The 23,678-nt window shown below is 74.9% G+C and carries 21 protein-coding genes; 9 read left to right on the top strand and 12 right to left on the bottom strand.

Annotated elements, in window-relative coordinates; translation table 11 throughout:
- The first annotated feature begins 106 nt into the window (after positions 1-106).
- Both OOT42_RS12665 and OOT42_RS12670 read left to right on the top strand, forming a co-directional pair.
- Positions 107-2,101 carry a sensor histidine kinase gene (locus OOT42_RS12665; protein ID WP_273651562.1) on the top strand — a complete coding sequence of 665 codons (1,995 nt, stop codon included), beginning with the start codon at positions 107-109 and terminating at the stop codon, positions 2,099-2,101.
- Positions 2,098-2,745 (top strand): response regulator, encoded by a 648-nt coding sequence (locus tag OOT42_RS12670; RefSeq protein ID WP_273651563.1) that lies wholly within the window; start codon positions 2,098-2,100, stop codon positions 2,743-2,745. The genes OOT42_RS12665 and OOT42_RS12670 overlap by 4 nt, the downstream gene beginning before the upstream one ends.
- 33 nt (positions 2,746-2,778) lie before the next feature.
- Here the strand turns inward: OOT42_RS12670 and OOT42_RS12675 are convergent, their stop codons facing one another.
- From OOT42_RS12675 to OOT42_RS12730, 12 genes are all read right to left on the bottom strand, one after another.
- Positions 2,779-3,294 carry a phosphoribosyltransferase gene (locus OOT42_RS12675; RefSeq protein ID WP_273651564.1) on the bottom strand — a complete coding sequence of 172 codons (516 nt, stop codon included), beginning with the start codon at positions 3,292-3,294 and terminating at the stop codon, positions 2,779-2,781.
- 134 nt (positions 3,295-3,428) lie between these two features.
- Positions 3,429-5,237, bottom strand: coding sequence for an ABC transporter ATP-binding protein (locus tag OOT42_RS12680; RefSeq protein ID WP_273651565.1), 1,809 nt, complete (start codon positions 5,235-5,237; stop codon positions 3,429-3,431).
- On the bottom strand, positions 5,234-7,000 hold the full coding sequence (locus tag OOT42_RS12685) for an ABC transporter ATP-binding protein (protein ID WP_273651566.1): 1,767 nt from the start codon (positions 6,998-7,000) through the stop codon (positions 5,234-5,236). Before OOT42_RS12685 ends, OOT42_RS12680 begins: the two co-directional genes overlap by 4 nt.
- Positions 7,001-7,134: 134 nt before the next feature.
- The gene (locus OOT42_RS12690; RefSeq protein WP_273651567.1) at positions 7,135-7,899 is read right to left on the bottom strand and encodes an SDR family oxidoreductase; all 765 of its coding nucleotides are present in this window, start codon (positions 7,897-7,899) and stop codon (positions 7,135-7,137) included.
- Positions 7,900-7,957: 58 nt separating this feature from the next.
- Complete coding sequence (locus tag OOT42_RS12695; protein WP_273651568.1) at positions 7,958-9,295, bottom strand: aspartate aminotransferase family protein; 1,338 nt, start codon at positions 9,293-9,295, stop codon at positions 7,958-7,960.
- A gap of 74 nt (positions 9,296-9,369) precedes the next feature.
- Positions 9,370-10,527: an ABC transporter substrate-binding protein gene (locus tag OOT42_RS12700; protein WP_273651569.1), complete on the bottom strand. Its 1,158-nt coding sequence runs from the start codon at positions 10,525-10,527 to the stop codon at positions 9,370-9,372.
- 107 nt (positions 10,528-10,634) lie between these two features.
- Entirely contained in the window at positions 10,635-11,411 is a 777-nt protein-coding gene (locus OOT42_RS12705; protein ID WP_273651570.1) for an ABC transporter permease, read from the bottom strand.
- Positions 11,408-12,295, bottom strand: coding sequence for an ABC transporter ATP-binding protein (locus OOT42_RS12710; RefSeq protein WP_273651571.1), 888 nt, complete (start codon positions 12,293-12,295; stop codon positions 11,408-11,410). The genes OOT42_RS12705 and OOT42_RS12710 overlap by 4 nt, the downstream gene beginning before the upstream one ends.
- The gene (locus OOT42_RS12715) at positions 12,292-13,170 is read right to left on the bottom strand and encodes an ABC transporter permease (protein WP_273651572.1); all 879 of its coding nucleotides are present in this window, start codon (positions 13,168-13,170) and stop codon (positions 12,292-12,294) included. Before OOT42_RS12715 ends, OOT42_RS12710 begins: the two co-directional genes overlap by 4 nt.
- Positions 13,167-14,198, bottom strand: coding sequence for a TIGR03842 family LLM class F420-dependent oxidoreductase (locus tag OOT42_RS12720; RefSeq protein ID WP_273651573.1), 1,032 nt, complete (start codon positions 14,196-14,198; stop codon positions 13,167-13,169). The genes OOT42_RS12715 and OOT42_RS12720 overlap by 4 nt, the downstream gene beginning before the upstream one ends.
- Before the next feature lie 34 nt (positions 14,199-14,232).
- A complete protein-coding gene (gene hydA / locus OOT42_RS12725; RefSeq protein WP_273651574.1) occupies positions 14,233-15,657 on the bottom strand; it encodes a dihydropyrimidinase in 1,425 nt (474 codons plus the stop codon).
- A gap of 26 nt (positions 15,658-15,683) precedes the next feature.
- Positions 15,684-16,532: a nitrilase-related carbon-nitrogen hydrolase gene (locus OOT42_RS12730; RefSeq protein WP_273651575.1), complete on the bottom strand. Its 849-nt coding sequence runs from the start codon at positions 16,530-16,532 to the stop codon at positions 15,684-15,686.
- A 259-nt stretch (positions 16,533-16,791) separates the two neighbouring features.
- On the opposite strand from OOT42_RS12730, the gene OOT42_RS12735 reads away from it, so the two are divergent.
- The 7 genes from OOT42_RS12735 (at position 16,792) to OOT42_RS12765 (ending at position 23,637) form a co-directional block, all read left to right on the top strand.
- A complete protein-coding gene (locus OOT42_RS12735) occupies positions 16,792-18,129 on the top strand; it encodes an aminotransferase class I/II-fold pyridoxal phosphate-dependent enzyme (RefSeq protein WP_273651576.1) in 1,338 nt (445 codons plus the stop codon).
- Between the two features lie 434 nt (positions 18,130-18,563).
- Positions 18,564-19,577 (top strand): putative F420-0 ABC transporter substrate-binding protein, encoded by a 1,014-nt coding sequence (locus tag OOT42_RS12740; RefSeq protein ID WP_273651577.1) that lies wholly within the window; start codon positions 18,564-18,566, stop codon positions 19,575-19,577.
- Entirely contained in the window at positions 19,574-20,653 is a 1,080-nt protein-coding gene (locus tag OOT42_RS12745; RefSeq protein WP_423775896.1) for a putative F420-0 ABC transporter permease subunit, read from the top strand. The genes OOT42_RS12740 and OOT42_RS12745 overlap by 4 nt, the downstream gene beginning before the upstream one ends.
- The gene (locus tag OOT42_RS12750) at positions 20,644-21,456 is read left to right on the top strand and encodes a putative F420-0 ABC transporter ATP-binding protein (RefSeq protein WP_273651578.1); all 813 of its coding nucleotides are present in this window, start codon (positions 20,644-20,646) and stop codon (positions 21,454-21,456) included. Before OOT42_RS12745 ends, OOT42_RS12750 begins: the two co-directional genes overlap by 10 nt.
- On the top strand, positions 21,453-22,439 hold the full coding sequence (gene cofD, locus OOT42_RS12755; RefSeq protein WP_273651579.1) for a 2-phospho-L-lactate transferase: 987 nt from the start codon (positions 21,453-21,455) through the stop codon (positions 22,437-22,439). Before OOT42_RS12750 ends, cofD begins: the two co-directional genes overlap by 4 nt.
- The gene (gene cofC / locus OOT42_RS12760; protein ID WP_273651580.1) at positions 22,436-23,065 is read left to right on the top strand and encodes a 2-phospho-L-lactate guanylyltransferase; all 630 of its coding nucleotides are present in this window, start codon (positions 22,436-22,438) and stop codon (positions 23,063-23,065) included. The genes cofD and cofC overlap by 4 nt, the downstream gene beginning before the upstream one ends.
- Positions 23,062-23,637: an HhH-GPD-type base excision DNA repair protein gene (locus tag OOT42_RS12765; protein WP_273651581.1), complete on the top strand. Its 576-nt coding sequence runs from the start codon at positions 23,062-23,064 to the stop codon at positions 23,635-23,637. Before cofC ends, OOT42_RS12765 begins: the two co-directional genes overlap by 4 nt.
- Positions 23,638-23,678: the final 41 nt, after the last annotated feature.

Genomic DNA, 23,678 nt, shown 5'->3' on the forward strand with positions numbered 1-23,678 from the left:
CGCCACGGACGCGCACGTGCCCGCACAGCTCGTCGCGTACGGCCCCGTCCGGTTCACCCGGGCGGGGTCGTACCCGTCCCCCGGGGGCAGCCCCTACGGTGACGCCATGACGACGGCCGTGGTCGCGCGTCGCGGCGGCCGGCCCCGCACCGCCGTCGCGCTCGCGCTGGTGACCTACCTGCTCACGCTCACGGGCGTGCTGCTGCTCGTCGCCGCGCGCGAGCCCGCGACGCCCGAGCTGCTGTTCACCGCGGTCGACGTCATGGTCGGGCTCGTCTACGGGACGGTCGGCGCGGTGATCGTGGCGCGCCGCTCGCACGTCGTCGGCTGGCTCGTCGTCGGCACGGGCGTCGGCGGCGCGCTCGCGACGCTCGGCAGCGGCTGGGGTGCGTACCACGCGGCGCACCCGTCGCTGCCGCCGCTGCCGCTCGTCGCGTCGTTCGTCAGCTGGGCGTGGGTGCCCGGCACGCTCGGACTGTTCCTCGTCGTGCCGTGGCTCGTCCGGGAGACGCGTCCGTCGTGGTGGGCCCGCGCGGGCCTGGCGCTCGGCGTCGCGACCACCGCGGTGTTCACGCTGCAACGGCTGCTGCTGCCCGGCACGGACAACACGGGCACGGTCGTGGCGACCGTCGTGGTCGGCGCCGTCACCGCGGCGGCGACGGGGTGGCGGCGCGTGCGCGGGCCGGTCGCCGAGCGGCCCGGCCTCGGTCTCCTCGCGGCGGGCGTCGCGCTCATGGCCCTGTCGTTCCTGCCGCTCGCGTTCGCCGACACGCCGTTCGAGATCGTGCTCGCGGTGCCGCTGCTGCACCTCGCGTGCCAGGCGCTGTTCCCCGTCGCGCTGCTCACCACGGTGCTCCGCAACCGGTTGTGGGGCATCGACCTCGCCGTGAGCCGTGCCGCCGTCGCGGCGCTCCTGACCGTGGGACTCGCCGTCGTCTACGCGGTCGTGCTCATGGGCGTCGGCGCGCTCGTCGACAGCAGCCCGGTCGCGCAGGTCCTCGCCGCGGCGGGCGTCGCGGCGGCGGTGCAGCCGGTGCACGGCTGGCTCGGCCGGCGCGTGCGCGTCCTCGTCTACGGCGAGGCGGCCACCCCGGGCCGCGCCGCGCTGCGCGTCGGCCGGCAGCTGTCCGTCGCGTCGGACGCCGACGACCTGCTGCGCGGGCTGGCCGGCGCGCTCGGCGAGGCGCTGCGGCTCGAGTCCGTGACGGTCCGCGGCACCCGACCCGACGCGGAGGCGACGTGGGGAGTCGCGACGTCCGCACCGGTCGAGCGGCCGCTGGAGCACGGGGGGCGCCGGGTCGGGTCGCTCGCGCTCACCGCCAGGCCGGGTGAGCGTCTCGACGCGCGCTCGACCGACGCGCTCGACCACCTCGCGCCCGTCGTCGCCGCCGGGGTCGCGCTCGCGCAGGGCACCGCCGACCTCGTGCGCGCCCGCGACGCCGCGACGCGCGCGCGGCTCGCCGAGCGCACGCTCATCCGGCGCGAGCTGCACGACGGGATCGGCCCGTGGCTCACCGGGCTGCGGCTCGGGCTGCAGGGCGCGCGGAACACGCTCGACCGGGACCCGGCCGCGGCCGCCGCGGTCCTCGACGCGCTCCAGGCCGAGGTCACGCAGCGCGTCGAGGACGTGCGGCTCCTGTCACGCAGCCTGCTGCCGCCCGTGCTCGACGAGCAAGGGCTCGCCGCGGCGCTCGACGACCTCGCCCGACGGACGGCCGCGAACGGCTTCACCGTGACGCTCGACGTCGACGCGGACGCGCTCGACGGGCTCGACCCGCGGGTCGCCGCCGCGGCGTACGGCATCGTGAGCGAGGCCGTCACGAATGCGTCCCGGCACAGCGGCGCGGCGACGTGCACGGTGACGGCCGCGGTGCACGGTGCGACGGTCGTGGTGACGTGCGACGACGACGGGCACGGCATGCCGCCCGACCGGACGTCCGGCGTCGGGACGCGGTCCATGCGCGAGCGGGCCACGGAGCTCGGGGGGTCCGTCGCGTGGGTCGACCGCGACGGCGGCGGCGTGCGCGTGCGGGCCGTCCTGCCGCTCGTGCCCGACGCGTCCGACGCGTCCGACGTCGGCGCCGAGGGGGTGCTCGCGTGACCGTCCGCGTCGTCCTCGTCGACGACCACCCCGTCTTCCGGATCGGCATGGCCGCGCTGCTCGACTCGCTGCCCGGCATCCGCATCGCCGGCCAGGTCGCGTCCGCCGCGGAGGCGCGCACGCTGTTCGCCGGCCCCGTCGAGGTGGACGTCGTGCTGATGGACCTCGACCTCGGCGACGGGTCCGGCGTCGACCTCACGCGCGACCTGCTGCGCGCGCGACCCGGGCTGGCCGTGCTGGTCGTCACGATGCACGAGGACGACGACGCGGTCGTCGCGTCCGTCCGCGCCGGCGCCCGCGGCTACCTCGTGAAGTCGGCGCCGCCCGACGCCGTCGAACGCGCGGTCCGCGCGGTCGCCGCCGGGGAGATGATCCTGTCCCCCGCCGTCGCGCAGCGGGCCATGGCGTACGTGCTGGGCGGGCGGACCGCGACGCGCGTGCCGTTCCCGCAGCTCACCGACCGCGAGCGCGAGGTGCTCGACCTCGTCGCCGCGGGGCTGGACAACGCGGTCATCTCGAAGCGGCTGTCCCTGAGCCCGAAGACGGTCCGGAACCACGTGGCGAACGTGCTGACCAAGCTCGCCGTGCCGGACCGGTCCGCGGCGATCGTGAAGGCGCGCGAGGAAGGTCTCGGCGGAGCGTGACGTCCGGCATACGCCGCAGGCCGTTCGCGCGGGTCACGCCGAGGCGGCCCGGACCGGCGGCTCGGCCGACCACGGGAACGTGATCCAGCGGTCGGTGCGCCGCCACACGTAGTCCGGGTCGACGATCGACCGGGACTTCGCGTACAGCACCGCGGTGCGCGCCTCGGCGCAGTGCCCGGCGACGAGCCGCTGGACGAGGGCGAGGGTCTCCCCCGTGTCGGCGACGTCGTCCACGACGAGCGCCGTCAGGCCGTGCAGCGCGGCGGTGTCGAGCAGCGGCGGCAGGAGCTGCGGCTCGTCGAGCCGCTCGTCGACGCCCGTGTAGAACTCGACGTTGAGCGTGCCGACCGACTTGGTGCCGAGCGCGTAGGCGATCGCACCGCCCGGCGGGAGCCCGCCGCGCGCGACGGCGACGACGAGGTCCGGCGTGAAGCCCGAGTCGACGACGGCCTGCGCGAGCTCGCGCACCGCGACGCCGAAGAGCGCCCAGTCGAGCACCTCCCGGTCCGCGGGGAGGTCCTGGCCGGGTGCTGCCTCGGTGGTCGCCATGCCGTCAGGGTAGGTCGGTCGCGTTGCCGGGAGGTTGCCCGCAGGTCCCGGGTGACGGGCGCGTACGTGCGCGTGCCTCTCCGCGCCGTCCGGCGGCACCACGAGCAGCGTCCGGCGTCCCGCGAGCGGCGGGCTCACGCGCGGTCGAGCGACCGCTGCCAGTCGGCGTGCAGCGCGGCGAACCGGCCCCCGGCGGCGACCAGGTCCCCGGGCGAGCCGTCCTCCACGACGCGCCCGTCCTCGACGACGAGCACCCGGTCCGCGCCCATGACGGTCGACAGCCGGTGCGCGATGACGACGGCCGTCCGGTCGGCGAGCAGCGTGCCGAGCCCTTCCTGCACGAGCAGCTCGCCGGGCACGTCGAGCGAGCTCGTCGCCTCGTCGAGCACGAGCAGCGCGGGGTCCGCGAGGAACGCGCGCGCGAACGACACGAGCTGACGCTGGCCCGCCGACAGCCGCACGCCGCGCTTGTCGACCTCGGTGTCGTACCCGTCGGGCAGCGAGGCGACGAGGTCGTGCACGCCGACCGCGCGCGCGGCGGCCTCGACCTCGCCACGGGTGGCGCCGGGGCGGCCGAGGGCGATGTTCGCGGCGACCGACCCGGAGAACAGGTACGCCTCCTGCGTCACCATGACGACGGCCCGCCGCAGGTCCACGGGGTCGATCTGCCGCACGTCGACGCCGTCGATCGTCACCGCGCCGGTCCGCACGTCGTAGAACCGCGTGAGCAGCTTCGCGACCGTCGACTTGCCCGCGCCCGTCGCGCCGACGAGCGCGACCGTCTGGCCCGGCGGGACGTGCAGGTCGAGCCGGTGCAGGACCGTCGGGCCGTCGCCGTACCCGAACGTCACGCCGTCGAACCGCACGTCACCGCGCGCGTGCGGCAGGCGGACCGGGTGCGTCGGGTCCGGGACCGACGGCTCCTCGGCGAGCAGGTCGGCGACCTTCTCGAGCGCCGCCGTCGCCGACTGGAACGAGTTGTAGAACATCGCCATCTGCTGCAGCGGGCTGAAGAACCGGCGCGCGTACAGCACGGCCGCCGCGAGCACGCCGACCGCGAGGTCGCCGTCGAGCGCGCGCAGGCCGCCGACCAGCAGCACCGTCGCGACGGTGACGTTGCCGATGAGGACGAGGCCCGAGTCGAACCAGCCGTTGAGGCGGATCGACCCGGCGCTCGACTCGCGGTACTGCTCGGACAGCTCGTCGTACGCGGCCTGCACGTGCGGCTCCCGGCGGAACGCCTGCACCGCGCGGATGCCCGTCATGGTCTCGACGAACCGCACGATGACGCGTGCGGCCGCGGTGCGGTTGCGTCGGTACTGCGCCTGCGAGCGGCGCTGGAACCAGCGGCTCAGCAGCACTCCCGGCACGACCGCGACGAGCAGGACGAGCCCGGAGCGGGGGTCGAGGATCGCGAGCGAGACCGCGGTGAGGACCATCGACAGGACGCCCGCGGCGAGCGTCGTGACGCCCCCGTCGAGCAGCTCGCGCACCGCGTCGAGGTCGGACGTCTGCCGGCTGATGATGCGGCCCGACGTGTACCGCTCGTGGAACTCCAGGCTGAGGCGCTGCGTGTGCCGGAAGACGCGGCGCCGCAGGTCGAGCAGGATCGCCTGCGACACGCGGGCCGACGCGCGCACGGTCGCCGCGACCAGCACCCCACCGAGGACCGCGATGACCAGGTACGTCGCGGCGACCGCGAGCACCGGCGCGCTGTTCCCCTCGACCAGCGCGGGCAGCGCGTGGTCGATCCCGTACGCGACGAGCGCCGGCCCCGACACCGCCGCGACCTGCGACCCGACGACGAGCGCCACGGTCAGCCACACCGGCCGCCGCACGGGGTGCAGCAGGGACCGCAGCAGGACGAGCGACCGGCGCCGCGCCTCGCGGGATCGCGTGCGGGCGTCGTCGACGGTCGGGTGGTCGAGCGTGGTCGCGCTCATCGGGCCGCCTCCACCTCGTCGTCGGCCGGTTCGTGCTCGGTCGCCGCGAGCGCGGTCAGCACGAACCGGTAGTGCGGGTGGTGCGCGAGCAGGTCGCGGTGGGTGCCGACGCCGGTGATCCGGCCGTCCTCCAGCACCGCGACCCGGTCGGCGAGCGCGACGGTCGACGGGCGGTGCGCGACGACGAGCGTCGTCGTGCCGGTGAGCTCGGCGCGCAGGCGCTGCGTCACCTCCGCCTCGGTCGTGACGTCGAGCGCGGACAGCGGGTCGTCGAGCAGCAGGACGCGTGGCCGGACGGCGATCGCGCGCGCGAGCGAGACCCGCTGCCGCTGCCCGCCCGACAGGCTCAGGCCCTCCTCGCCGATGACGGTCTCGACGCCGTCGGGCAGGTCGTGCACGAACTCGGCGCGCGCGACGTCGAGCGCGCGCGTGAGCCGGTCGTCGGTCGCGCCGGCGGGGTCGACGCCGAGCAGGACGTTCTCGCGGACCGTCGTGGAGAACAGGATCGGGTCCTCGAACGCGACGGCCACCGCGGACCTCAGCTCGGCGCGCGTGAGGTCGCGGACGTCCACGCCGTCGACGGTGACGCGGCCTGCGGTCACGTCGAACAGGCGCGGCACGAGCTGGAGCAGCGTCGTCTTGCCGCTGCCCGTGAGGCCGACGAGCGCGACGGTCTCCCCCGGCTCCACGACCAGGTCGACGCCCGCGAGCACGTCGGGCCCGTCGCCGTGGCCGAACCGCACGCCGTCCAGCACCAACCGCGCGCCGTGCGGACCCGCCGGCGGCAGGTGGGACGGCCGCGCCGGGTCGGTGACCGTCGACGGGGTGTCGATCACCTGGAGGTAGCGGTCGGTCGCGGCGCGCGCGTCGAGCGTCATCGCCAGCAGCGCTCCGAGGCGCTCGACGGGCTGGTTGACGACGGCCGCCGTCGCGAAGAACGCGACGAGCGCGCCGACGGTGATCTCGCCGCGCGCGGTCAGCGTCACGCCCACCGCGAGCGACACCGCGAGCACGGCCTCGGGGATCGCACCGAGCGCGAACGACACGCGCGACAGCGTGCGGGCCTTGTGGATCTCCGTCTCGCGCAGCTCGTCGGCCTGGCGCACGAAGTCGTCGAGCGCGTCGTCGCCGCGGCCGAACGCCTTGAGCACGCGGATGCCGTGCACCGACTCCTCGACGGTCGTCGCGAGGTCGCCCGCCTGGTCGCGGGCCCGCCGCGCCACGTCGCGGTAGCCGGTACGGAACCGGAAGCTCAGCCACACCATCGGGATCGCGCCCGCCACGTACACGAGCCCGAGCTGCCAGCTCGTCGCGACCATGAGCACCACGCCGACCACGAGCGTCGTCGCGCTCACGATCAGCATGACCAGCCCGAACACCATCCAGCGGCGGATCGTGCCGAGGTCCGACATCGCCCGGGACAGCAGCTGCCCGCCGGACCACCGGTCGTGGAACGCCACCGGCAGGTCGAGCAGGTGCCGGAACAGCGACGTGCGCATCTCGCGCTCGACCGTCGTCCCGGGCGTGAGGATCAGCGCGCGCCGGCTCCACACGAGCACCGCCTCGAGCACCCCGAGCCCCAGCACCAGCAGCGCGCCGAGCACCACGCCCCGCCGCGACGAGTCGGTCAGCAGCGGCCCGTTGACGATCGCGCGCAGCACCTGCGGGACGGCCAGCGCGAGCATGCTCGCGCCGAGCGCCGTGCAGCCGCCGAGCAGCACCCGCGGCACCGCCGGGCGCGCCCAGGTGAGCAGTCGCAGCATCGCGCGGGGGGTGGCCCGACCGGCGGTGGTCGGCGGGGACGGTGGCACCCGTCCACCCTACGAACCGCTCCCCGACGCCGCCCGGGGCGCCCCACGCGTCCTGCATCCCGAGACGCGCGAGAACGCGCGGCGGGTCAGACGCCCGTGCGGGCCGTCTTGGTGTTGTGCGCCTGCGCGCGCGGGCGGACGACGAGGAGGTCGACGTTGACGTGCGGCGGGCGGGTCAGCGCCCACGTGATCGTGTCGGCGATGTCGTCGGCGACGAGCGGCTGATACCCCTCGTAGACCGCGGCGGCGCGGGCCTCGTCGCCGTCGAACCGGACGAGCGAGAACTCCTCGGTCGCGACCGCGCCGGGCGCGATCTCGATGACGCGGATCGGCTCGCCGACGATCTCCCAGCGCAGGGTCGTCGCGAGCATGCGCTCGGCGTGCTTCGCGCCGGTGTACCCGGCACCGCCCTCGTACGCGCCGTGCGCGGCGGTCGACGTGACCACCACGACGTCACCCGAACCCCGCTCGCGGAGCAGCGGCAGGAACGCCTTCGTGGCGCGGAGCGTGCCGAGGACGTTGAGGTCGTACATCGTGCGCCACTGCTCGAGGTCGGCGGTCTCGACGGGGTCGAGACCGAGCGCGCCGCCGGCGTTGTTGACGAGCGCGTCGAGCCCGCCGGTCTCGGCGACGTGCGCGGCGAGCCGGGCGACGTCGTCGTCGGACGTGACGTCGGCGACGAACGCGTCGGCGCCGGTCTCGGCCGCGAGCGCCTCCAGGCGGTCGGCCCGGCGTGCGGTGGCGACGACGTCCCAGCCCTCGGCGCGGAGGCGGCGCACGGTCGCGGCGCCGATCCCGGACGAGGCCCCCGTGACGACGGCGCGGCGCGGGCGGACGGGGGCGGTGCTCATGGGGTCTCCCTGGGGGTGCTCGCGGTGGCGCGGGTGGCGGTGGGGCTGCCGTCGCGCATCACAGCACGTCGGCGGCGACGGCGTCGAGCACGTCGCCGAGGATCTCGAGGCCGTGCGCGGCCTCGGCGGGCGTGACGACGCACGGGGGCACGACGTGCACGCGGTTGTCGGCGGTGAACGGCAGCAGGCCTCGTTCCAGCGCACCCGTGCGCACCCGGCCGATCACGGACGCGTCGACAGGTTCGCGGGTCGCGCGGTCGCGCACGAGCTCGACAGCCCAGAAGACGCCGAGGCCGCGGACCTCCCCCACGAGCGGGTTGCGGTCGGTGAGCGCGGCCAGGCCGGGACCGATGACGTCCCGCCCGACGGCGGCGGCGTTGTCGACGATCCCCTCGTCGGCCATCGCGTCGAGCGTCGCGACGATCGCCGCCATCGCGAGCGGGTGACCCGAGTACGTGAGGCCGCCGGGGAAGACGCGCACGTCGAATGTCCGGGCGATCGCGTCGGAGATCATGACGCCGCCCGCGGGCACGTAGCCGGAGTTGACGCCCTTCGCGAAGGTGATGAGGTCGGGCACGACGTCGAACCCGTCGAGCGCGAGCCAGCGTCCGGTGCGGCCGAACCCGGCCATGACCTCGTCGAGGATCAGCACGATCCCGTAGCGGTCGGCGATCTCGCGGACACCGCGCAGGTAGCCGGGCGGTGGCACGAGCACGCCCGCGGTACCGGGGATCGTCTCCAGCAGGATCGCGGCGACCGACGTCGGGCCCTCGGACTGGATCACGCGCTCCAGGTGGTGCAGCGCGCGCTCGGCCTCCTGCGCGGGGGTCGTCGACCAGAACTCCGACCGGTACGGGTACGGGCCGAACACGTGCACGTGGCCGCGCGCGTACTCGTTCGGCACGCGCCGCCAGTCGCCCGTCGCGACGACGGCCGCGCCGGTGTTGCCGTGGTACGAGCGGTAGTGCGACACGACCTTGTCGCGGCCCGTGTGCAGGCGCGCCATGCGGATCGCGTTCTCGTTCGCGTCGGCGCCGCCGTTGGTGAAGAAGACCTTCGAGAAGCCGGCGGGCGCGCGCGCCAGGATCCGTTCCGCCGCCTCGCCCCGGACGAGCGCCGCGGTGGACGGCGCGATCGTCGTGAGCGTCGACGCCTGCGCGCGGATCGCCTCGACGACGCGCGGATGCTGGTGGCCGATGTTCGTGTTGACGAGCTGGCTCGAGAAGTCGAGGTAGCGGCGCCCGGACGCGTCCCACACGTGCGAGCCCGAGCCGCCGGCCAGGACGAGCGGGTCGAGGGCCGCCTGCGCGGACCACGAGTGGAAGACGTGCTCGCGGTCCAGCCGGGCGGCGGCCGCGTCGTCGGGATGGATGGTCGTGCTGGTCGGGACGCTCACGTCTCCCCCTCGTGCTTCGGTGCCGGGCCGGGACCGTGCGGCGCGGACGGGTGCGCCCGCGCCGCACGGGGATGTCAGTTGCCGCCCGGCTCGAGCGTGACCTCGGCCGCCTGGAAGTCGGCGCCGTCGACGTCGACGCCCTCGGCACGCAGCTCCCCGAGCGCCTTGTCGACGTACTCGTTGGTGTACGCGTCGGCGCTCGGCTCGGCCGTGATGACCGTCGCCCCCTGGTCGTTCTTGGTGTTCAGGGCGATGTCGACGGTCCGCTCCCAGGCCGACTCGTCGATGATCCCGATGCCGCCCGGCGACGGCCAGACGAGCTTGTTGACCTCGTTGACCTGCCACAGCTGGTGGCTGGCACCGAGCTGTGAGCCCGCGGCCACGACGAGGTCGCGCGCCTCCTCCGGGTTGTCGCGGACCCAGATCCAGCCCTTCAGGCTCGCCTTGAGGAACTTGACCGTCGTCTCCTCGTACTCCTCGTCCGACGCGAGGCGCTCCGAGTTGGCCCAGATCGCGTCCTGGAGCATCGCGGTGCCCTCGTCGTTCCAGTCGACGACCGTGAAGTCCTCGGGCTGGTAGAGCTCGCCGGTCGCGGGGTTCACGGCCTCGAGGACCTGCGCGTACTCGTTGTACGTCATGGCCTGGGCGGCGTCGATCTCGCCCGACAGCAGCGCGTTCATGTCGAACTGCTGCTGCACGAGCGTGACGTCGGTCGCCGGGTCGAGGCCGGCCTTCGTCATGCCCGCGAACAGCTCGAACTCGTTGCCGAAGCCCCAGTTGCCGACCTTCTTGCCCTTGAGGTCCGCCGCGGACGAGATGCCCGAGTCGGCGAACGCGACCTGGAGCGTGCCCGACCGCTGGAAGATCTGCGCGACGTCGGTGATGCCCGCGCCCTGCTCGCGCGACGCGAGGGCCTTGGGCACCCACGCGATCGCGTAGTCGACGGACCCGTCGGCCAGCACCGACTGCGGGACGATGTCGACACCGCCCTCGACGATCTCGACGTCGAGGCCCTCGTCCTCGTAGAAGCCCTGCTCGGCGGCCGCGATGTAGCCGGCGAACTGGGCCTGCGTGAACCACTGCAGCTGGAGCGTGACGGGGGTCAGCCCGTCGGGGCCGCCGGACGCGTCGGGCTCGGGGTCGCCGGAGCCGCTGCTGCACGCCGACAGCACGAGCGCGGTGGCGACGCCGACAGCCGTCGCGGTCCACGCGGAACGCCTGGTGGGGGTCATCTCGGGTCCTTCCTGGGGGGCGGCACTGGCGGGGCGCGCTCGCCGGAGGGGGCGAGTCGCGGTCGGCCGCACCTGGCGTCGTCGGCAGGCGGGACGGGTGGGTGGCGTCAGGTCCCGTCAGGGACCGCGCCGTTGCGGCGGGCGACGGCGCGTTCGAGCGCCGCCGTCGCGAGGTAGAGCACGAGGCCGAGCAGGATCGCGCCGAGCACGAACGCCCACGCGCGCGCGTACGCGCTGTTCGCGGCGGCGGCGGTGATGCGTGAGCCGAGCCCGTTCTGCAGCCCGCCGAAGTACTCGGCGACGACGGCCGCGATGACGCCCGTCGACGACGCGATCCGCAGCCCGGTGAACAGGTACGGCAGCGCGCCCGGCACGGTGACCGTGCGCGTGACCTGCCACGACGACGCCGCGTACGCCCGCATGAGGTCGCGGTGCACGGGCTGCACCTGCCGCAGGCCGCGCAGCGTGTTGACGAACACCGGCGCGAACACCACGACCGCGACGACGAGCCGGCGCGGGGTCGTCGACGTCGTGCCGAACAGCGTGTTGAGCGCCGGGGCGAGCGCGACGATCGGCATGACCGACAGCGCGGCGGCCGTGGGCGACATGAGCCCGTCGACGATGCGGCTGCGTGCCGCGACGATCGCCGCGAGCACCGCTGTCACCGCACCGACCAGCAGCCCGACCAGCACGTTCGCGCCGGTCGCCAGCGCCGCCGACCACACGAGCGGCACGACCTGGCGCAGCTGCTCGACGATCGCCGTCGGGCTGGGCAGCAGGTACGGCGGCAGGTCCGCGGCGACGACGACGACCTGCCACGTGACGAGCGCGAGCACGCCGACCAGGACGGGTGCGACCCACCGGCCGACCCGGGCGGCGGTCACCGGACGTCCACGCCGCGCGTCGGGACGCCGGACCCGTGGCCGCCGTGCAGCGCCTCGCGGACCGCGGTGACCGCCGCGAAGAACGCGGCGTCCTCGCGCAGGTCGTCGGTGCGCTCGTCGGCCCGCGCGAGGTCCACGGGCACGACCTGCGCGATCCGGCCCGGCCGCGGCGACATGACGACGACCCGCTGGGACAGGAACACGGCCTCGGGGATCGAGTGCGTGACGAACACGACGGCCGCCCCCGACTCGGCGCACAGCCGCACGAGCTCGGTCTGCATGCGTTCGCGCGTCATCTCGTCGAGCGCGCCGAACGGCTCGTCCATGAGGAGCAGGCTCGGGCTCTCGGCGAGCGACCGGGCGATCGCGACGCGCTGCTGCATGCCGCCCGAGAGCTGGTGCGGGAAGTGCCCCGCGAACTCGGTGAGCCCGACGAGTGCGAGCAGCTCGGCGGCCCGCGCGGCGCGCTCGCGGCGGCCGACGCCGTGCAGCTCGAGCGGCAGCTCGACGTTGGCGGTGACGCTCCGCCATGGCAGGAGCCCGGCCTGCTGGAACGCGATCCCGTAGTCCTGGGCCTCCCGAGCGACGCGAGGTGAACGGCCGAACACCGCGATCTCGCCCGACGTCGGCTGGTCCAGGTCCGCGACGAGGCGCAGCAGCGTCGACTTGCCGCACCCGGACGGGCCGATGAGGGACACGAACTCCCCCGCGGCGACGGTCAGGTGGATGTCGTCGAGCGCGGTGACGGTGCCGGCCTTCGTGCCGAACACCTTGGACACCCCGCGCACGTCGACGGCGGTGGCGGGTCCGGCAGGCGTCGGCCCGGCCGACACGGCGGACGGCGACGCGCCGGTCGCATCGGGGGCGGTGGTGACGTCGCTCATGAGACCTCCGCGTGGCGGTAGCGGCCCAGGCCGAGCCCGAGCAGGGTGACGAGTCCGGCGGCGACGAGTCCGAGCACCGCGGCGGCGAGGATGGCCGCCCACGGCTTGGCGGGGTCACCGCTCGCCGCCTGGGCGTACGCGATGACGAGCCGCCCGATGCCGCCCTTGGTGCCGGTGGACACCTCGGCGACGATGGCGCCGACAACGGCCGTGGCTGCCGCGAGCCGCAGCGCGGGCAGCAGGTACGGGACGGACGCGGGCAGCCGCAGCGAGACGAGCGTGCGCCCCCACGAGGCGGCCTGCGCCCGGAACAGCTCGACCTGCGCCGTGGTCGGCGACTGCAGGCCGCGCAGCATCCCGACCGCGACGGGGAAGAACGCGAGGTAGGACGCGATGAGGGCGACCGACATCCACTTCTGCCACTCGAGCGCGCCGAGGTGGATGCGCCCGCCCCACCCGACGACGAGCGGCGCGAGCGCGACGAGCGGCACGGTCTGCGACAGCACGACCCACGGCAGCAGCGCGGACTCGACGAGCCGCGAGCGCTGCATGACCACCGCGACCACGACCCCGCCGACGACGCCCAGCACCCACCCGGCGGCGGCGACGCGCAGCGTGAACCAGCACGCCTGGAGCATTGCTTCGAGCACGGTCGGCGCGCCGGTCGCGGACGTCTCGGGCTCGCCGATGCGGGCGACGACGTCCCACACGTGCGGCATCGCGACGTCGTCGGTGCGCGGCAGGACGCTCGCCTCGCCGACGTGCCACCCGGTGTCGGGCACGACGGCCTTGACGACCTCCCACAGCACGACGAGGAGCACGAGCGCCGCGGCGCCCCAGAGCGCCGACCGGGCGGCGCGCGGGCCCGTCGTCATGCGGTCGCCACGACGGTGTCCGCGAGCGCGGGGATGACGCGCTCGCCGTAGAGCCGCATGGTCTCCTCCTTGTTGTCGTGCTGGAGGTAGGCGGCGAACTGGGTGACGCCGAGGTCGCGCAGAGCCTCGAGCTTCTCGACGTGCTCGCGCGGGCTGCCGAGCAGGCAGAACCGTTCGACGATCTCGTCGGGCACGAACGACGTGTGCGAGTTCCCGGCACGGCCGTGCTCGTTGTAGTCGTAGCCCTCGCGCGCCTTGATGTAGTCGGTGAGGGCCTTCGGGACGGTGCTGTCGCTGCCGTAGCGGGCGACGATGTCGGCGACGTGGTTGCCGACCATGCCGCCGAACCAGCGGCACTGCTCGCGCATGTGCGCGCGGGCGGCGGGCGAGTCGCCGTCGCCGACGTACGCGGGTGCGGCGACGCAGAACTGGATCGCGTCGGGGTCGCGCCCGGCGGCCTCGGCGGCGTCCCGGACGACCTTGATCGTCCACGCGGCGATGTCGGGGTCGGCGAGCTGGAGGATGAACCCGTCGCCGACCTCGCCGGTGAGCTGGAGCGCGAGCGGCCCGTACGCGGCGACCCACACGTCGAGCGCGGAGCCCTTGGCCCACGGGAACCGGACGGTGCGGCCGTTGACCTCGACGGCCCGGTCGTTCGCGAGCTCGCGGATCACGTGGATCGACTCGCGCAGCGTCGCGAGGTTCGACGGTCGGCCGTTGAGCGTGCGGACCGCGGAGTCGCCGCGGCCGATGCCGCACACGGTCCGGTTGCCGAACATCTCGTTGAGCGTCGCGAACAGCGAGGCCGTGACGGTCCAGTCCCGCGTCGCGGGGTTGGTGACCATCGGCCCGACGACCACCTTGCGCGTCGCGGCGAGGATCGCGGAGTACACGACGAACGGCTCCTGCCACAGCAGGTGCGAGTCGAACGTCCACACGTAGTCGAAGCCGTGCGTCTCGGCCTGGCGGGCGAGCTCGACGGTGCGCCAGGCGGGCGGGTTGGTCTGCAGGACGACACCGAAGTCCACGGGCGGTCCTCCTTCCGGGGCGTGGGGACGCGGGTCAGACGAGGTACTGCGAGAGGTCGCGCTTGAGGTAGCGCCCGTGGCCGGCCCGGCCGTGGTACCCGTCGGCGTCGACGACCACCGACCCGCGGGACAGGACGACGTCGACGTGCCCGTCGACCTCGAAGCCCTCCCACGCGGAGTGGTCCATGTGCATGTGGTGCGTCTTGCCCTCGCCGACCCCGATGGACGTGTGCCCGGCCGGGTCGTACACGACGACGTCCGCGTCGGCGCCGGGCGCGATGACGCCCTTGCGGCCGTACAGCCCGAACATGCGCGCGGGCGTCGTCGAGGTGAGCTCGACCCAGCGCTCGAGCGTGATCTGGCCCGTCACGACGCCCTGGTACATGAGGTCCATGCGGTGCTCGACGGACCCGATGCCGTTGGGGATCGCGCGGAAGTCGGACAGCCCGAGCTCCTTCTGGCCCTTCATGCAGAACGGGCAGTGGTCGGTCGACACCATCTGCAGGTCGTTGGTGCGCAGCGCCTGCCACATGTGGTCCTGGTGCCCCTCGGCCCGCGAGCGCAGCGGCGTCGAGCAGACCCACTTCGCCCCCTCGAAGCCCGGCGCGCCGAGCTGCTCCTCGAGCGACAGGTAGAGGTACTGCGGGCAGGTCTCGCCGAACACGTTCTTGCCGTTGTCGCGCGCCCAGGCGAGCTGCTGGACGGCCTGCTTGGCGCTCACGTGCACGACGTAGAGCGGCGCGTTCGTGAGGTCGGCGAGCATGATCGCGCGGTGCGTGGCCTCCTCCTCGAGCTGCCAGGCGCGGGCGATCCCGTGGAAGTAGGGGTCGGTCTTGCCCTGCTCGACGAGCTGCGCCGCGAGGACGTCGATCGCCGGACCGTTCTCGGCGTGCATCATCGTGAGCAAGCCGAGGTCGGCGGCCTTCTGCATGGCCCGGACGATCTGCGCGTCGTCGGCGTAGAAGACGCCGGGGTACGCCATGAAGAGCTTGTAGCTCGTGACGCCCTCCGCGACGAGGCCCTCCATCGCCTTGAGGCTGTCGTCGTCGACGCCGCCGACGATCTGGTGGAACGCGTAGTCGACCGCGCACTTCCCGGCCGCCTTGTCGTGCCAGGCGGCCAGCCCGTCCATGACCCGCTCCCCCGCCCGCTGGACCGCGAAGTCGACGATCGTCGTCGTGCCGCCCCACGCCGCGGCGCGGGTGCCGGTCTCGAACGTGTCCGACGCGGCCGTGCCGCCGAACGGCAGCTCCATGTGGGTGTGCGCGTCGACGCCGCCCGGGATCACGTACTTGCCGGTCGCGTCGATCACGCGGTCGACGTGCGCGGCCAGGTCGAAGCCGAGCAGCGTCGAGCCGGGTGCGAGCACCGCGGCGATCGTCTCGCCGTCGACGAGCACGTCGGCCGGGGTGCGGCCCGTCGCGCTGACGACGGTCCCGCCGATGATGAGGGTCTTCACTCGTGGTCCTCTCCGCTGCGTCCGGGTCAGGGGGCGACGATCGCGCCGTAGGCGTCGGGCCGGCGGTCGCGGAAGAACTGCCAGCGCTCGCGGACCTGCCGGATCTGGTCGAGGTCGAGGTCGCGGATCAGGAGCTGGTCCTCGGTCGAGGAGCCGACCTCGCCCACGTAGTTGCCGTCCGGACCGACGGCGTACGACGAGCCGTAGAACGCGACCGCCTCGTCGCCGTACTCGTTGTCCTCGCGGCCCACGCGGTTGTTCGCGACGACGAAGTACCCGTTCGCGACGGCTGCCGCGGGCTGCTCGATCTCCCACAGCTTGTTGGAGATGCCGGGCGCGGTGGCGTTGGGGTTGAAGACGATCTCGGCGCCGTTCAGCGCGAGCACGCGCCAGCCCTCGGGGAAGTGCCGGTCGTAGCAGATGTTGACGCCGATCTTCCCGACGGCCGTCTCGAACACCGGGTACCCGAGGTTGCCGGGCCGGAAGTAGAACTTCTCCCAGAACTTCGGCAGGTGCGGGATGTGGTGCTTGCGGTACTTGCCGAGGTAGGTGCCGTCCGCGTCGATCACCGCGGCCGTGTTGTAGAGGACGCCCGGCTGGTCCTCCTCGTAGACCGGCAGCACGATCACGATGCCGAGCTCGGCGGCGAGCGACGCGAACCGCTCGGTCGTCGGGCCCGGGACGGACTCCGCGTAGTCGTAGTAGGCGGTGTCCTGCGTGATGCCGAAGTACGGCCCGTAGAACAGCTCCTGGAAGCAGATCACCTGCGCGCCGGCCGACGCGGCCTCGCGCGTCCAGGCCTCGTGGAGCGCGATCATCGACTCCTTGTCGCCGGTCCAGGTGGCCTGGGTGAAGGCGACGCGTACGACGGTCATGGGGTTCCTCCGGTCCTCGGTCGGCCGGCGGCGGGAACCCGGCCGCGGTGCCGCGGTCCCACGTCGTGCGACGGGTCCTGCCTGCCGGGCCGGGCCCCGTCGCCTGGAATGTGACTGTCGGCGTTGAACATTTCTGCGGGGTTACCCCTCGTTTCCGCCGCGCGAACAACGACGGGCCGCGTGTAAACACCTGCGACCGGCGCCCGGTTCGTCCGGTGCTTCGTCCGGTCAGCGTCGTCGCCCCGGGCATGCTGCGGCCATGGACCTGGCCACCCACGTCGACGACCGGTCGCCGCGCGGCATCGCGGCCGCGGTGGCGCGGCTGGTCCACGGCGGCGAGCTCGTCCCCGGCGACCGCCTGCCGACCGTGCGCGCGCTCGCCGTCGACCTCGGCGTGAGCCCCGCGACGGTGAGCGGCGCGTTCCAGGCGCTCGCGACCGTCGGGCTCGTCGCGTCGCGCGGGCGCGCAGGCACGTTCGTGCTGCCGCCGCCCGCCGCGTGGCTCCCCCCGCGCTACCGCGACCTCGCCGGGGGCGCACCCGCCCGGCTCGACCTGTCGACGGGCACGCCCGACCCCGACCTGCTGCCGCCGCTCGGCCCGGCGCTCGCGCGCGTCGCGGCCCGGACGCCCGCCGCCGAGGCCGGCACCTACCTGTCGACGCCGCTCGTGCCCGAGCTCGAGTCGCTGCTGCGCGAGTCGTGGCCGTTCGTGCCGCAGCGGCTCACGGTCGTCGACGGTGCGGTCGACGCGATCAGCCGCACGCTCGAGCAGGTCGCGTCGTTCGGCGACCGCGTCGCCGTCGAGGACCCCGGCTTCCCGCCGCTGTTCGACCTCCTCGACCAGCTCGGCCTCCAGCGCGTGCCCGTCGCGCTCGACCGCAACGGCATGCGCCCCGACTCGCTCGCGCGCGCCCTGGCCGCCGGCGCGAGCGTGGTCGTGCTGCAGCCCCGCGCCCAGAACCCGACGGGCGTCTCGCTGACCCCGACCCGGGCCCGTGAGCTCGCGGCCGTCGTCCGGCGCGTCCCCGCCGCGACCGCCGTGACCGTCGTCGAGGACGACCACTGCGGGCAGATCTCCTCCGCGCGCGACGTCTCGCTCGGCACCTGGCTGCCCGACGCGACCGTGCACGTCCGGTCGTACTCGAAGTCGCACGGTCCCGACCTGCGGCTCGCGGCCGTCGGCGGGCCCGCCCGCGTGCTCGACGCGCTCGTCGCGCGCCGCATGCTCGGCCCCGGCTGGACGAGCCGCCTGCTGCAGCACGTGCTCGTCGACCTGCTGACCGACCCCGCCGCGATCGACGCCGTCGAGCACGCGCGCCGCGTGTACTTCGCGCGCCGCCGGGCGCTCACGACCGCGCTCGCGATGCTCGACGTGCACGTCGACGGCGGCGACGGCATCAACCTGTGGCTGCCCGTGCACGACGAGCGCACGGCGCTCCTGCGACTCGAGGCCGCCGGGATCCGCGCCGCGCCGGGTACGCCGTTCGTCGCCAACGGCGCGGAGGACGGGACCGCGCACCTGCGCGTCACCGTCGGCCTGCTGTCCGCCGACGTCGCCGAGGTCGCCCAGGCCCTCGCCCTCGCCGCCCGCCCCTGACTCCTCACGGACGTCACCGTCGACCCGGGTCTGGTGACCGGAGACTCCTTCTGGGCGGCAACCAGACCCGGGTCGTGCGCACACGGCCGGCCGTTGCGCGCGTCGACCCGGGGCTCGTGACCGGAAGGGACGGTTGAGCGGTACCGAGACCCGGGTCGTCGGGTGACGGGTCGTCCGAGGGGCGGGTCGCGTGCAGCGGCGTCCCGTCAGGTCGCAGGGTGGCGGGTGTGCAGGTCGGCGCGTGGACGCCGGGTTGCGGAACCGGTGCGGGAGCGGCCTAGGGTGGGATCCGGAACCTGGTCGTGCTGACCGGGTCGAGCCGCCCGGCACTCGGCGGCCCTCCGGGGTGCGACGTGCACCCGTCCCGTCGTGCGCACCGCCGCGCACCCCCGCCCGCGCAGGGGTCGCCGCCTGCGCCCAGCCCCGGAGTGTCGATGCCCCGCACCACCCGTCGTCCCCTCGTGCCCCTCGTCGCCGTCGCCGCGCTCGCCCTCGGGCTGTCGGCCTGCGCGTCCGACGCGTCCGGCAGCGCGTCCTCGCCGACCGCCGCCGCGTCGCAGCCCGGCGGGTTCGCGCCCGTCGAGCTCGACAACTGCGGCACGCCCGTGACCGTCGACGCCCCGCCGGAGCGTGTCGTGACCGTCAAGTCGACGTCGACCGAGATGCTGCTCGCCCTCGGCCTGGAGGACAGGCTCGTCGGCACCGCGTTCGCCGACGGTCCCGTCCCGGAGCAGTGGGCCGACGCGTACGACGCCGTCCCCGTGGTGTCGGACAAGGTCCCCGGCCAGGAGGCGCTGCTCGCGCTCGAGCCGGACTTCGTCTACGCCGGGTGGGAGTCGAACTTCTCCGCCGACGGCGCCGGCGACCGGTCCGGTCTCGCGGCGCTCGGCATCGCCACGTACGTCTCGCCCGCGGCGTGCAAGGAGGAGGGCTACCAGCCCGACCCGCTGACGTTCGACGTCGTCGAGGACGAGATCCGCGAGGTTGCGTCGCTGTTCGGCGTGCAGGACCGCGCCGAGGAGCTGATCGCCGCGCAGCGCGACACGCTCGCGGAGGTCGAGCAGCCCGCCGAGGCGACGACCGCGCTCTGGTACTCGTCGGGCACGGACAGCCCGTACGTCGGCGCCGGGATCGGCGCGCCGCAGATGATCATGGACGCCGCCGGGCTGACGAACCTGTTCGCCGACGTGCACGACACCTGGACGTCGGTCGGCTGGGAGCAGGTCGTCGCCGCCGACCCCGACGTCATCGTCCTGGTGGACGCGTCGTGGAACACTGCGGACAGCAAGATCGCGCTGCTCGAGTCCAACCCCGCGACGTCGCAGCTCACCGCGGTGCGCGACGGCCGGTACGTGACCGTGCCGTTCGCCGCGACCGAGGCGGGCGTGCGCAACGCCGAGGCCGTCGCGTCGATCGCCGAGCAGGTCGCCGCGCTGGACGAGGGGTGACGACGACGACCGCCACCGTCCCCCGCACCGCCCCGTCCGCCGCGCCACCCGCGGCGGCCCCGGCGCGCACCCGGCTCGCGCTGCTCGTCGCCGTGGGCGTGGCGGCGCTCGTCGGCACGGTGCTCGTGACCGTGACGATCGGACCGGCCGACCTGGGAGTCGGCGAGGTCGCGCGCAGCATCGCCGCGCACCTCGGGTTCGACGTCGCGCCCGTCGCGCCGCTGCACGACGCGATCGTCTGGGAGCTGCGACTCCCCCGCGTGCTGACGGCTGCCGCGGTCGGCGCGGGTCTCGCGCTCGCCGGGGCGGTCATGCAGAGCCTCACGCGCAACCCGCTCGCCGACCCGTACCTGCTCGGGCTGTCGTCGGGCGCGTCGCTCGGGGCGGTCGCGGTGCTCGTCGTCGGCGTCGCGGTGCTGCTGCCGGTCGCCGCGTTCGTCGGGGCGATGGCCGCGCTCGTCGCGACGCTCGCGCTCGCCCGCTCGGGCGGCACGCTCACGCCCGGCCGCACGGTGCTCGCCGGCCTCGCCGTGTCGCAGCTGGCCGCGGCGGGCACGTCGTTCGTCATCTTCTGGACCGCGACCGGCGACTCGTACCGGGAGATCCTGTCGTGGCTGCTCGGGTCGCTCGCGGGCGCGACGTGGACGTCGGTCGCGATCGCCGGGGGTGCGGTGCTCGTCGTCGGGACGCTCGTCGTGCTCGCCGGCGTCCGGCTCGACGCGTTCGCGTTCGGCGACACGGCCGCGGCGGCGCTCGGCGTCGGTGTCGACCGGACGCGGTGGACCCTCATGACGCTCGTCGCGCTGCTCACGGGCGCGATGGTCGCGGTCAGCGGCGCGATCGGGTTCGTCGGGCTGGTCCTGCCGCACGCGGTCGGGTCGCTCACGGGTCCCGCGCACCGCCGCCTGCTGCCCGTCGCGGCGCTGGCCGGCGCGGTGTTCCTCGTGTGGGCCGACACCCTCGCCCGCACGCTGTTCGACCCACGCGAGCTGCCCGTCGGCATCGTCACGGCCCTCATCGGCGTGCCGGTCTTCGCGGTGCTCCTGCGCCGGGGACGGGGGTCGGCGTGGACCTGACGATCGACGGTGTCGGCACGCGGCTCGGCGGCCGGTGGGTCGTCGACGGCGTCGACGCGACCCCGCCGCCCGGACGGCTCACCGGGCTGCTCGGCCCGAACGGCGCGGGCAAGACGACGCTGCTGCGCCTCGTCGCCGGGCTGCTGACGCCCGAGCGCGGCGCGGTGCTCGTCGGGTCCGGACCGAGCGCGACGCCCGTCGCGGCGATGCCCCGCCGCGAACGCGCGCGCCGCATCGCGCTGCTCGAGCAGGAGTCGTCGAGCAGCGTGCCGCTCACCGTCCGCGAGGTCGTCGCGCTGGGCCGCATCCCGTACCGGTCGCTGTGGGGCGCCGACCCCGACGACGACGCCGTCGACCGTGCCCTCGTGGCCGCCGACGCCGCGCACCTCGCCGGTCGCGCGTGGTCGTCGCTGTCCGGCGGAGAGCGTCAGCGCGTGCACGTCGCGCGCGCGCTCGCGCAGGAGCCCGAGCTGCTGCTGCTCGACGAGCCGACCAACCACCTCGACGTGAGTGCCCAGCTCGCGCTCCTCGCGTTCGTCCGCGACCTCGGCACGACGACGGTCGCCGCGCTGCACGACCTCAACCTCGCGGCCGCGTTCTGCGAGCACGTGATCGTGCTGTCGGACGGTCGGCTGGCCGCGGCGGGCCACCCGCGCGAGGTGCTGCGGCCCGGGCTGCTGCGCGACGTGTACGGCGTCGACGCCGACGTCCTCGAGCACCCCCGCACCGGGCGGCCCGTCATCGCGTTCCACGAGCCCGCGCCCCGCCCGGCGCCGGCTCCCGTCACCGCGGGAGAAGCATGAGGATCACCGTCCTGTCCGGTGGCGTCGGCGGCGCGCGCTTCACGCGCGGGCTGCTCGCGCTGCTGCGCGACCGGCTCCCCGACGGCTCCGGCGGCACGACCGCGCAGGTCACCGTCGTGGCGAACACCGGCGACGACCTGTGGCTGCACGGCGTGCGCGTCTGCCCGGACCTCGACACCCTCATGTACACCCTGGGCGGCGCGGTGCACGAGGAGCAGGGCTGGGGCCGCCGCGACGAGAGCCGCCGCGTGTCCGACGACCTTGCCGCCTACGGGCTCGGCTGGGAGTGGTTCACGCTCGGCGACCTCGACCTCGCGACGCACCTGGCCCGCACCGAGCTGCTGCTGTCGGGCGTCCCGCTGTCGACCGTCACGGCCCGCCTTGCGGAGCGGTGGAAGCCCGGCGTGACGCTGCTCCCGATGACGGACAGCGAGGTCGAGACCTCCGTCGAGACCGTCGACGGGCGCACCATGCACTTCGAGGAGTGGTGGGTGCTGCACCGCGCCGGGATCCCCGCACGTGCGTTCCACCAGGCCGATGTCACCGTCGCCGAGCCGGCGCCCGGCGTGCTCGACGCGCTCGCCGACGCCGACGTCGTCGTCGTGCCGCCGTCGAACCCTGTGGTGTCCGTCGGCACGATCCTCGGCGTGCCCGGCATCCGCGACGCTCTGCGCGTCACGCCCGCGCCGGTCGTCGGGGTCAGCCCGGTGATCGGCGGCGCGCCCGTGCGCGGCATGGCCGACGCGTGCCTCACGGCGATCGGCGTCGAGACCGCCGCGGACGCGGTCGCCCGCCACTACGGCCGCCGGGCCGACGGCGGGGTGCTCGACGCGTGGCTCGTCGACGACGCCGACGCCGCGGTCGTCGAGCCGCTGCGCGCCGAGGGCTGGCGCGTCGAGTCCGCGCCGACGCTCATGACCGACGTCCCCGCGACGGCCGCGATCGCCGCCCGCGCGCTCGCCCTCGTGGACCGGGCGCCGTGACCGGCTGGTGGGTCGTCGTGCCCGTCAAGGACGCCGACCGCGGCAAGTCCCGGCTCGCCGACGTGCTCGGGCCCGGCGAACGCGGTCGGTTCGTGCGCTCGATGGCCCTCGACACGCTCGCCGCGGCGTCGGCGGCGGACGCGGTCGCGGGGGTGGTCCTCGTGACGCCCGACCGCGTCCTCGCGTCGTGGGCGCAGCGCGGCGGCGCTCTCGTGGTCGACGAACCCGCCGGCGGCGGTCTCGACGCGGCGGTCGTCGCGGGCGAGGCGTTCGTGCGCACCCGCACACCCGACGCACCGGTCGCCGCGCTGCTCGGCGACCTGCCCGGCCTGCTGCCCGCCGACCTCGACGCGGCCCTCCGGCTCGCCTCGGCGCACCCCCGCGCGCACGTCCCCGACGTCGCCGGCACGGGGACGACGCTGCTCACCGCGGTCGCCGGGTCGACGCTGCGACCTGCCTTCGGGGCGGGGTCGTCCGCGCGGCACGCCGCAGCCGGGCACCTCGCCCTCGACGTGCCGCCCGACTCCTCGCTGCGGCACGACGTGGACGAGCCCGCCGACCTCGACACGCTGCTCGACACCCCGGGTGCCCGCGCACCCGGTGCGCACGCCAGGATGGGGGCATGACGCTCTGGCTGACCGGCGACGACGCCGCCGACCGACTGCTCTCCGAGGACCCGTTCGCGCTCCTGATCGGCATGCTGCTCGACCAGCAGGTGACGATGGAGAGCGCGTTCGCGGGTCCCGCGAAGATCGCCGAGCGGATGGGCGGTCTCGACGTCCACGAGGTCGCGGACGCCGACCCCGAGCAGTTCGCCGCGCTCTGCGCGACCCCGCCCGCGGTGCACCGCTACCCGGGCTCGATGGCGGGCCGCATCCAGGCGGTCGCGCGCGAGGTCGTCGAGACGTACCACGGCGACGTCGCTCGCATCTGGACGACCGGCGACCCGGACGGCGCGACCGTCCTCCAGCGCCTCAAGGCGCTGCCCGGGTTCGGCGACCAGAAGGCGCGCATCTTCCTCGCGCTGCTGGGGAAGCAGTACGGCGTCGAGCCCGCGGGCTGGCGCGAGGCGGCCGGCGCGTACGGCGACGTCGACGCGCGCCGGTCGATCGCCGACGTCACGGACCCGACGTCGCTCGCCGAGGTCCGGGCCACGAAGCAGGCGGCCAAGGCCGCCGCGAAGGCCGCGAAGGCCTGAGCGCCGGCGCGGGCACGTCACCTCGGACGCGCGCGTGGTCG

It is taken from the genome of Cellulomonas fimi (assembly GCF_028583725.1).
Taxonomy (GTDB): Bacteria; Actinomycetota; Actinomycetes; order Actinomycetales; family Cellulomonadaceae; genus Cellulomonas; species Cellulomonas fimi_B.

Excerpts from the sequence above, each read along its gene's own strand:
- OOT42_RS12665 (WP_273651562.1), top strand. The coding sequence starts at position 107 with ATGACGACGGCCGTGGTCGCGCGTCGCGGCGGCCGGCCCCGCACCGCC.
- OOT42_RS12675 (WP_273651564.1), bottom strand. The coding sequence starts at position 3,294 with ATGGCGACCACCGAGGCAGCACCCGGCCAGGACCTCCCCGCGGACCGG.
- OOT42_RS12680 (WP_273651565.1), bottom strand. The coding sequence starts at position 5,237 with ATGAGCGCGACCACGCTCGACCACCCGACCGTCGACGACGCCCGCACG.
- OOT42_RS12685 (WP_273651566.1), bottom strand. The coding sequence starts at position 7,000 with ATGCTGCGACTGCTCACCTGGGCGCGCCCGGCGGTGCCGCGGGTGCTG.
- OOT42_RS12690 (WP_273651567.1), bottom strand. The coding sequence starts at position 7,899 with ATGAGCACCGCCCCCGTCCGCCCGCGCCGCGCCGTCGTCACGGGGGCC.
- OOT42_RS12700 (WP_273651569.1), bottom strand. The coding sequence starts at position 10,527 with ATGACCCCCACCAGGCGTTCCGCGTGGACCGCGACGGCTGTCGGCGTC.
- OOT42_RS12710 (WP_273651571.1), bottom strand. The coding sequence starts at position 12,295 with ATGAGCGACGTCACCACCGCCCCCGATGCGACCGGCGCGTCGCCGTCC.
- OOT42_RS12715 (WP_273651572.1), bottom strand. The coding sequence starts at position 13,170 with ATGACGACGGGCCCGCGCGCCGCCCGGTCGGCGCTCTGGGGCGCCGCG.
- OOT42_RS12730 (WP_273651575.1), bottom strand. The coding sequence starts at position 16,532 with ATGACCGTCGTACGCGTCGCCTTCACCCAGGCCACCTGGACCGGCGAC.
- OOT42_RS12735 (WP_273651576.1), top strand. The coding sequence starts at position 16,792 with ATGGACCTGGCCACCCACGTCGACGACCGGTCGCCGCGCGGCATCGCG.
- OOT42_RS12740 (WP_273651577.1), top strand. The coding sequence starts at position 18,564 with ATGCCCCGCACCACCCGTCGTCCCCTCGTGCCCCTCGTCGCCGTCGCC.
- cofD (WP_273651579.1), top strand. The coding sequence starts at position 21,453 with ATGAGGATCACCGTCCTGTCCGGTGGCGTCGGCGGCGCGCGCTTCACG.
- OOT42_RS12765 (WP_273651581.1), top strand. The coding sequence starts at position 23,062 with ATGACGCTCTGGCTGACCGGCGACGACGCCGCCGACCGACTGCTCTCC.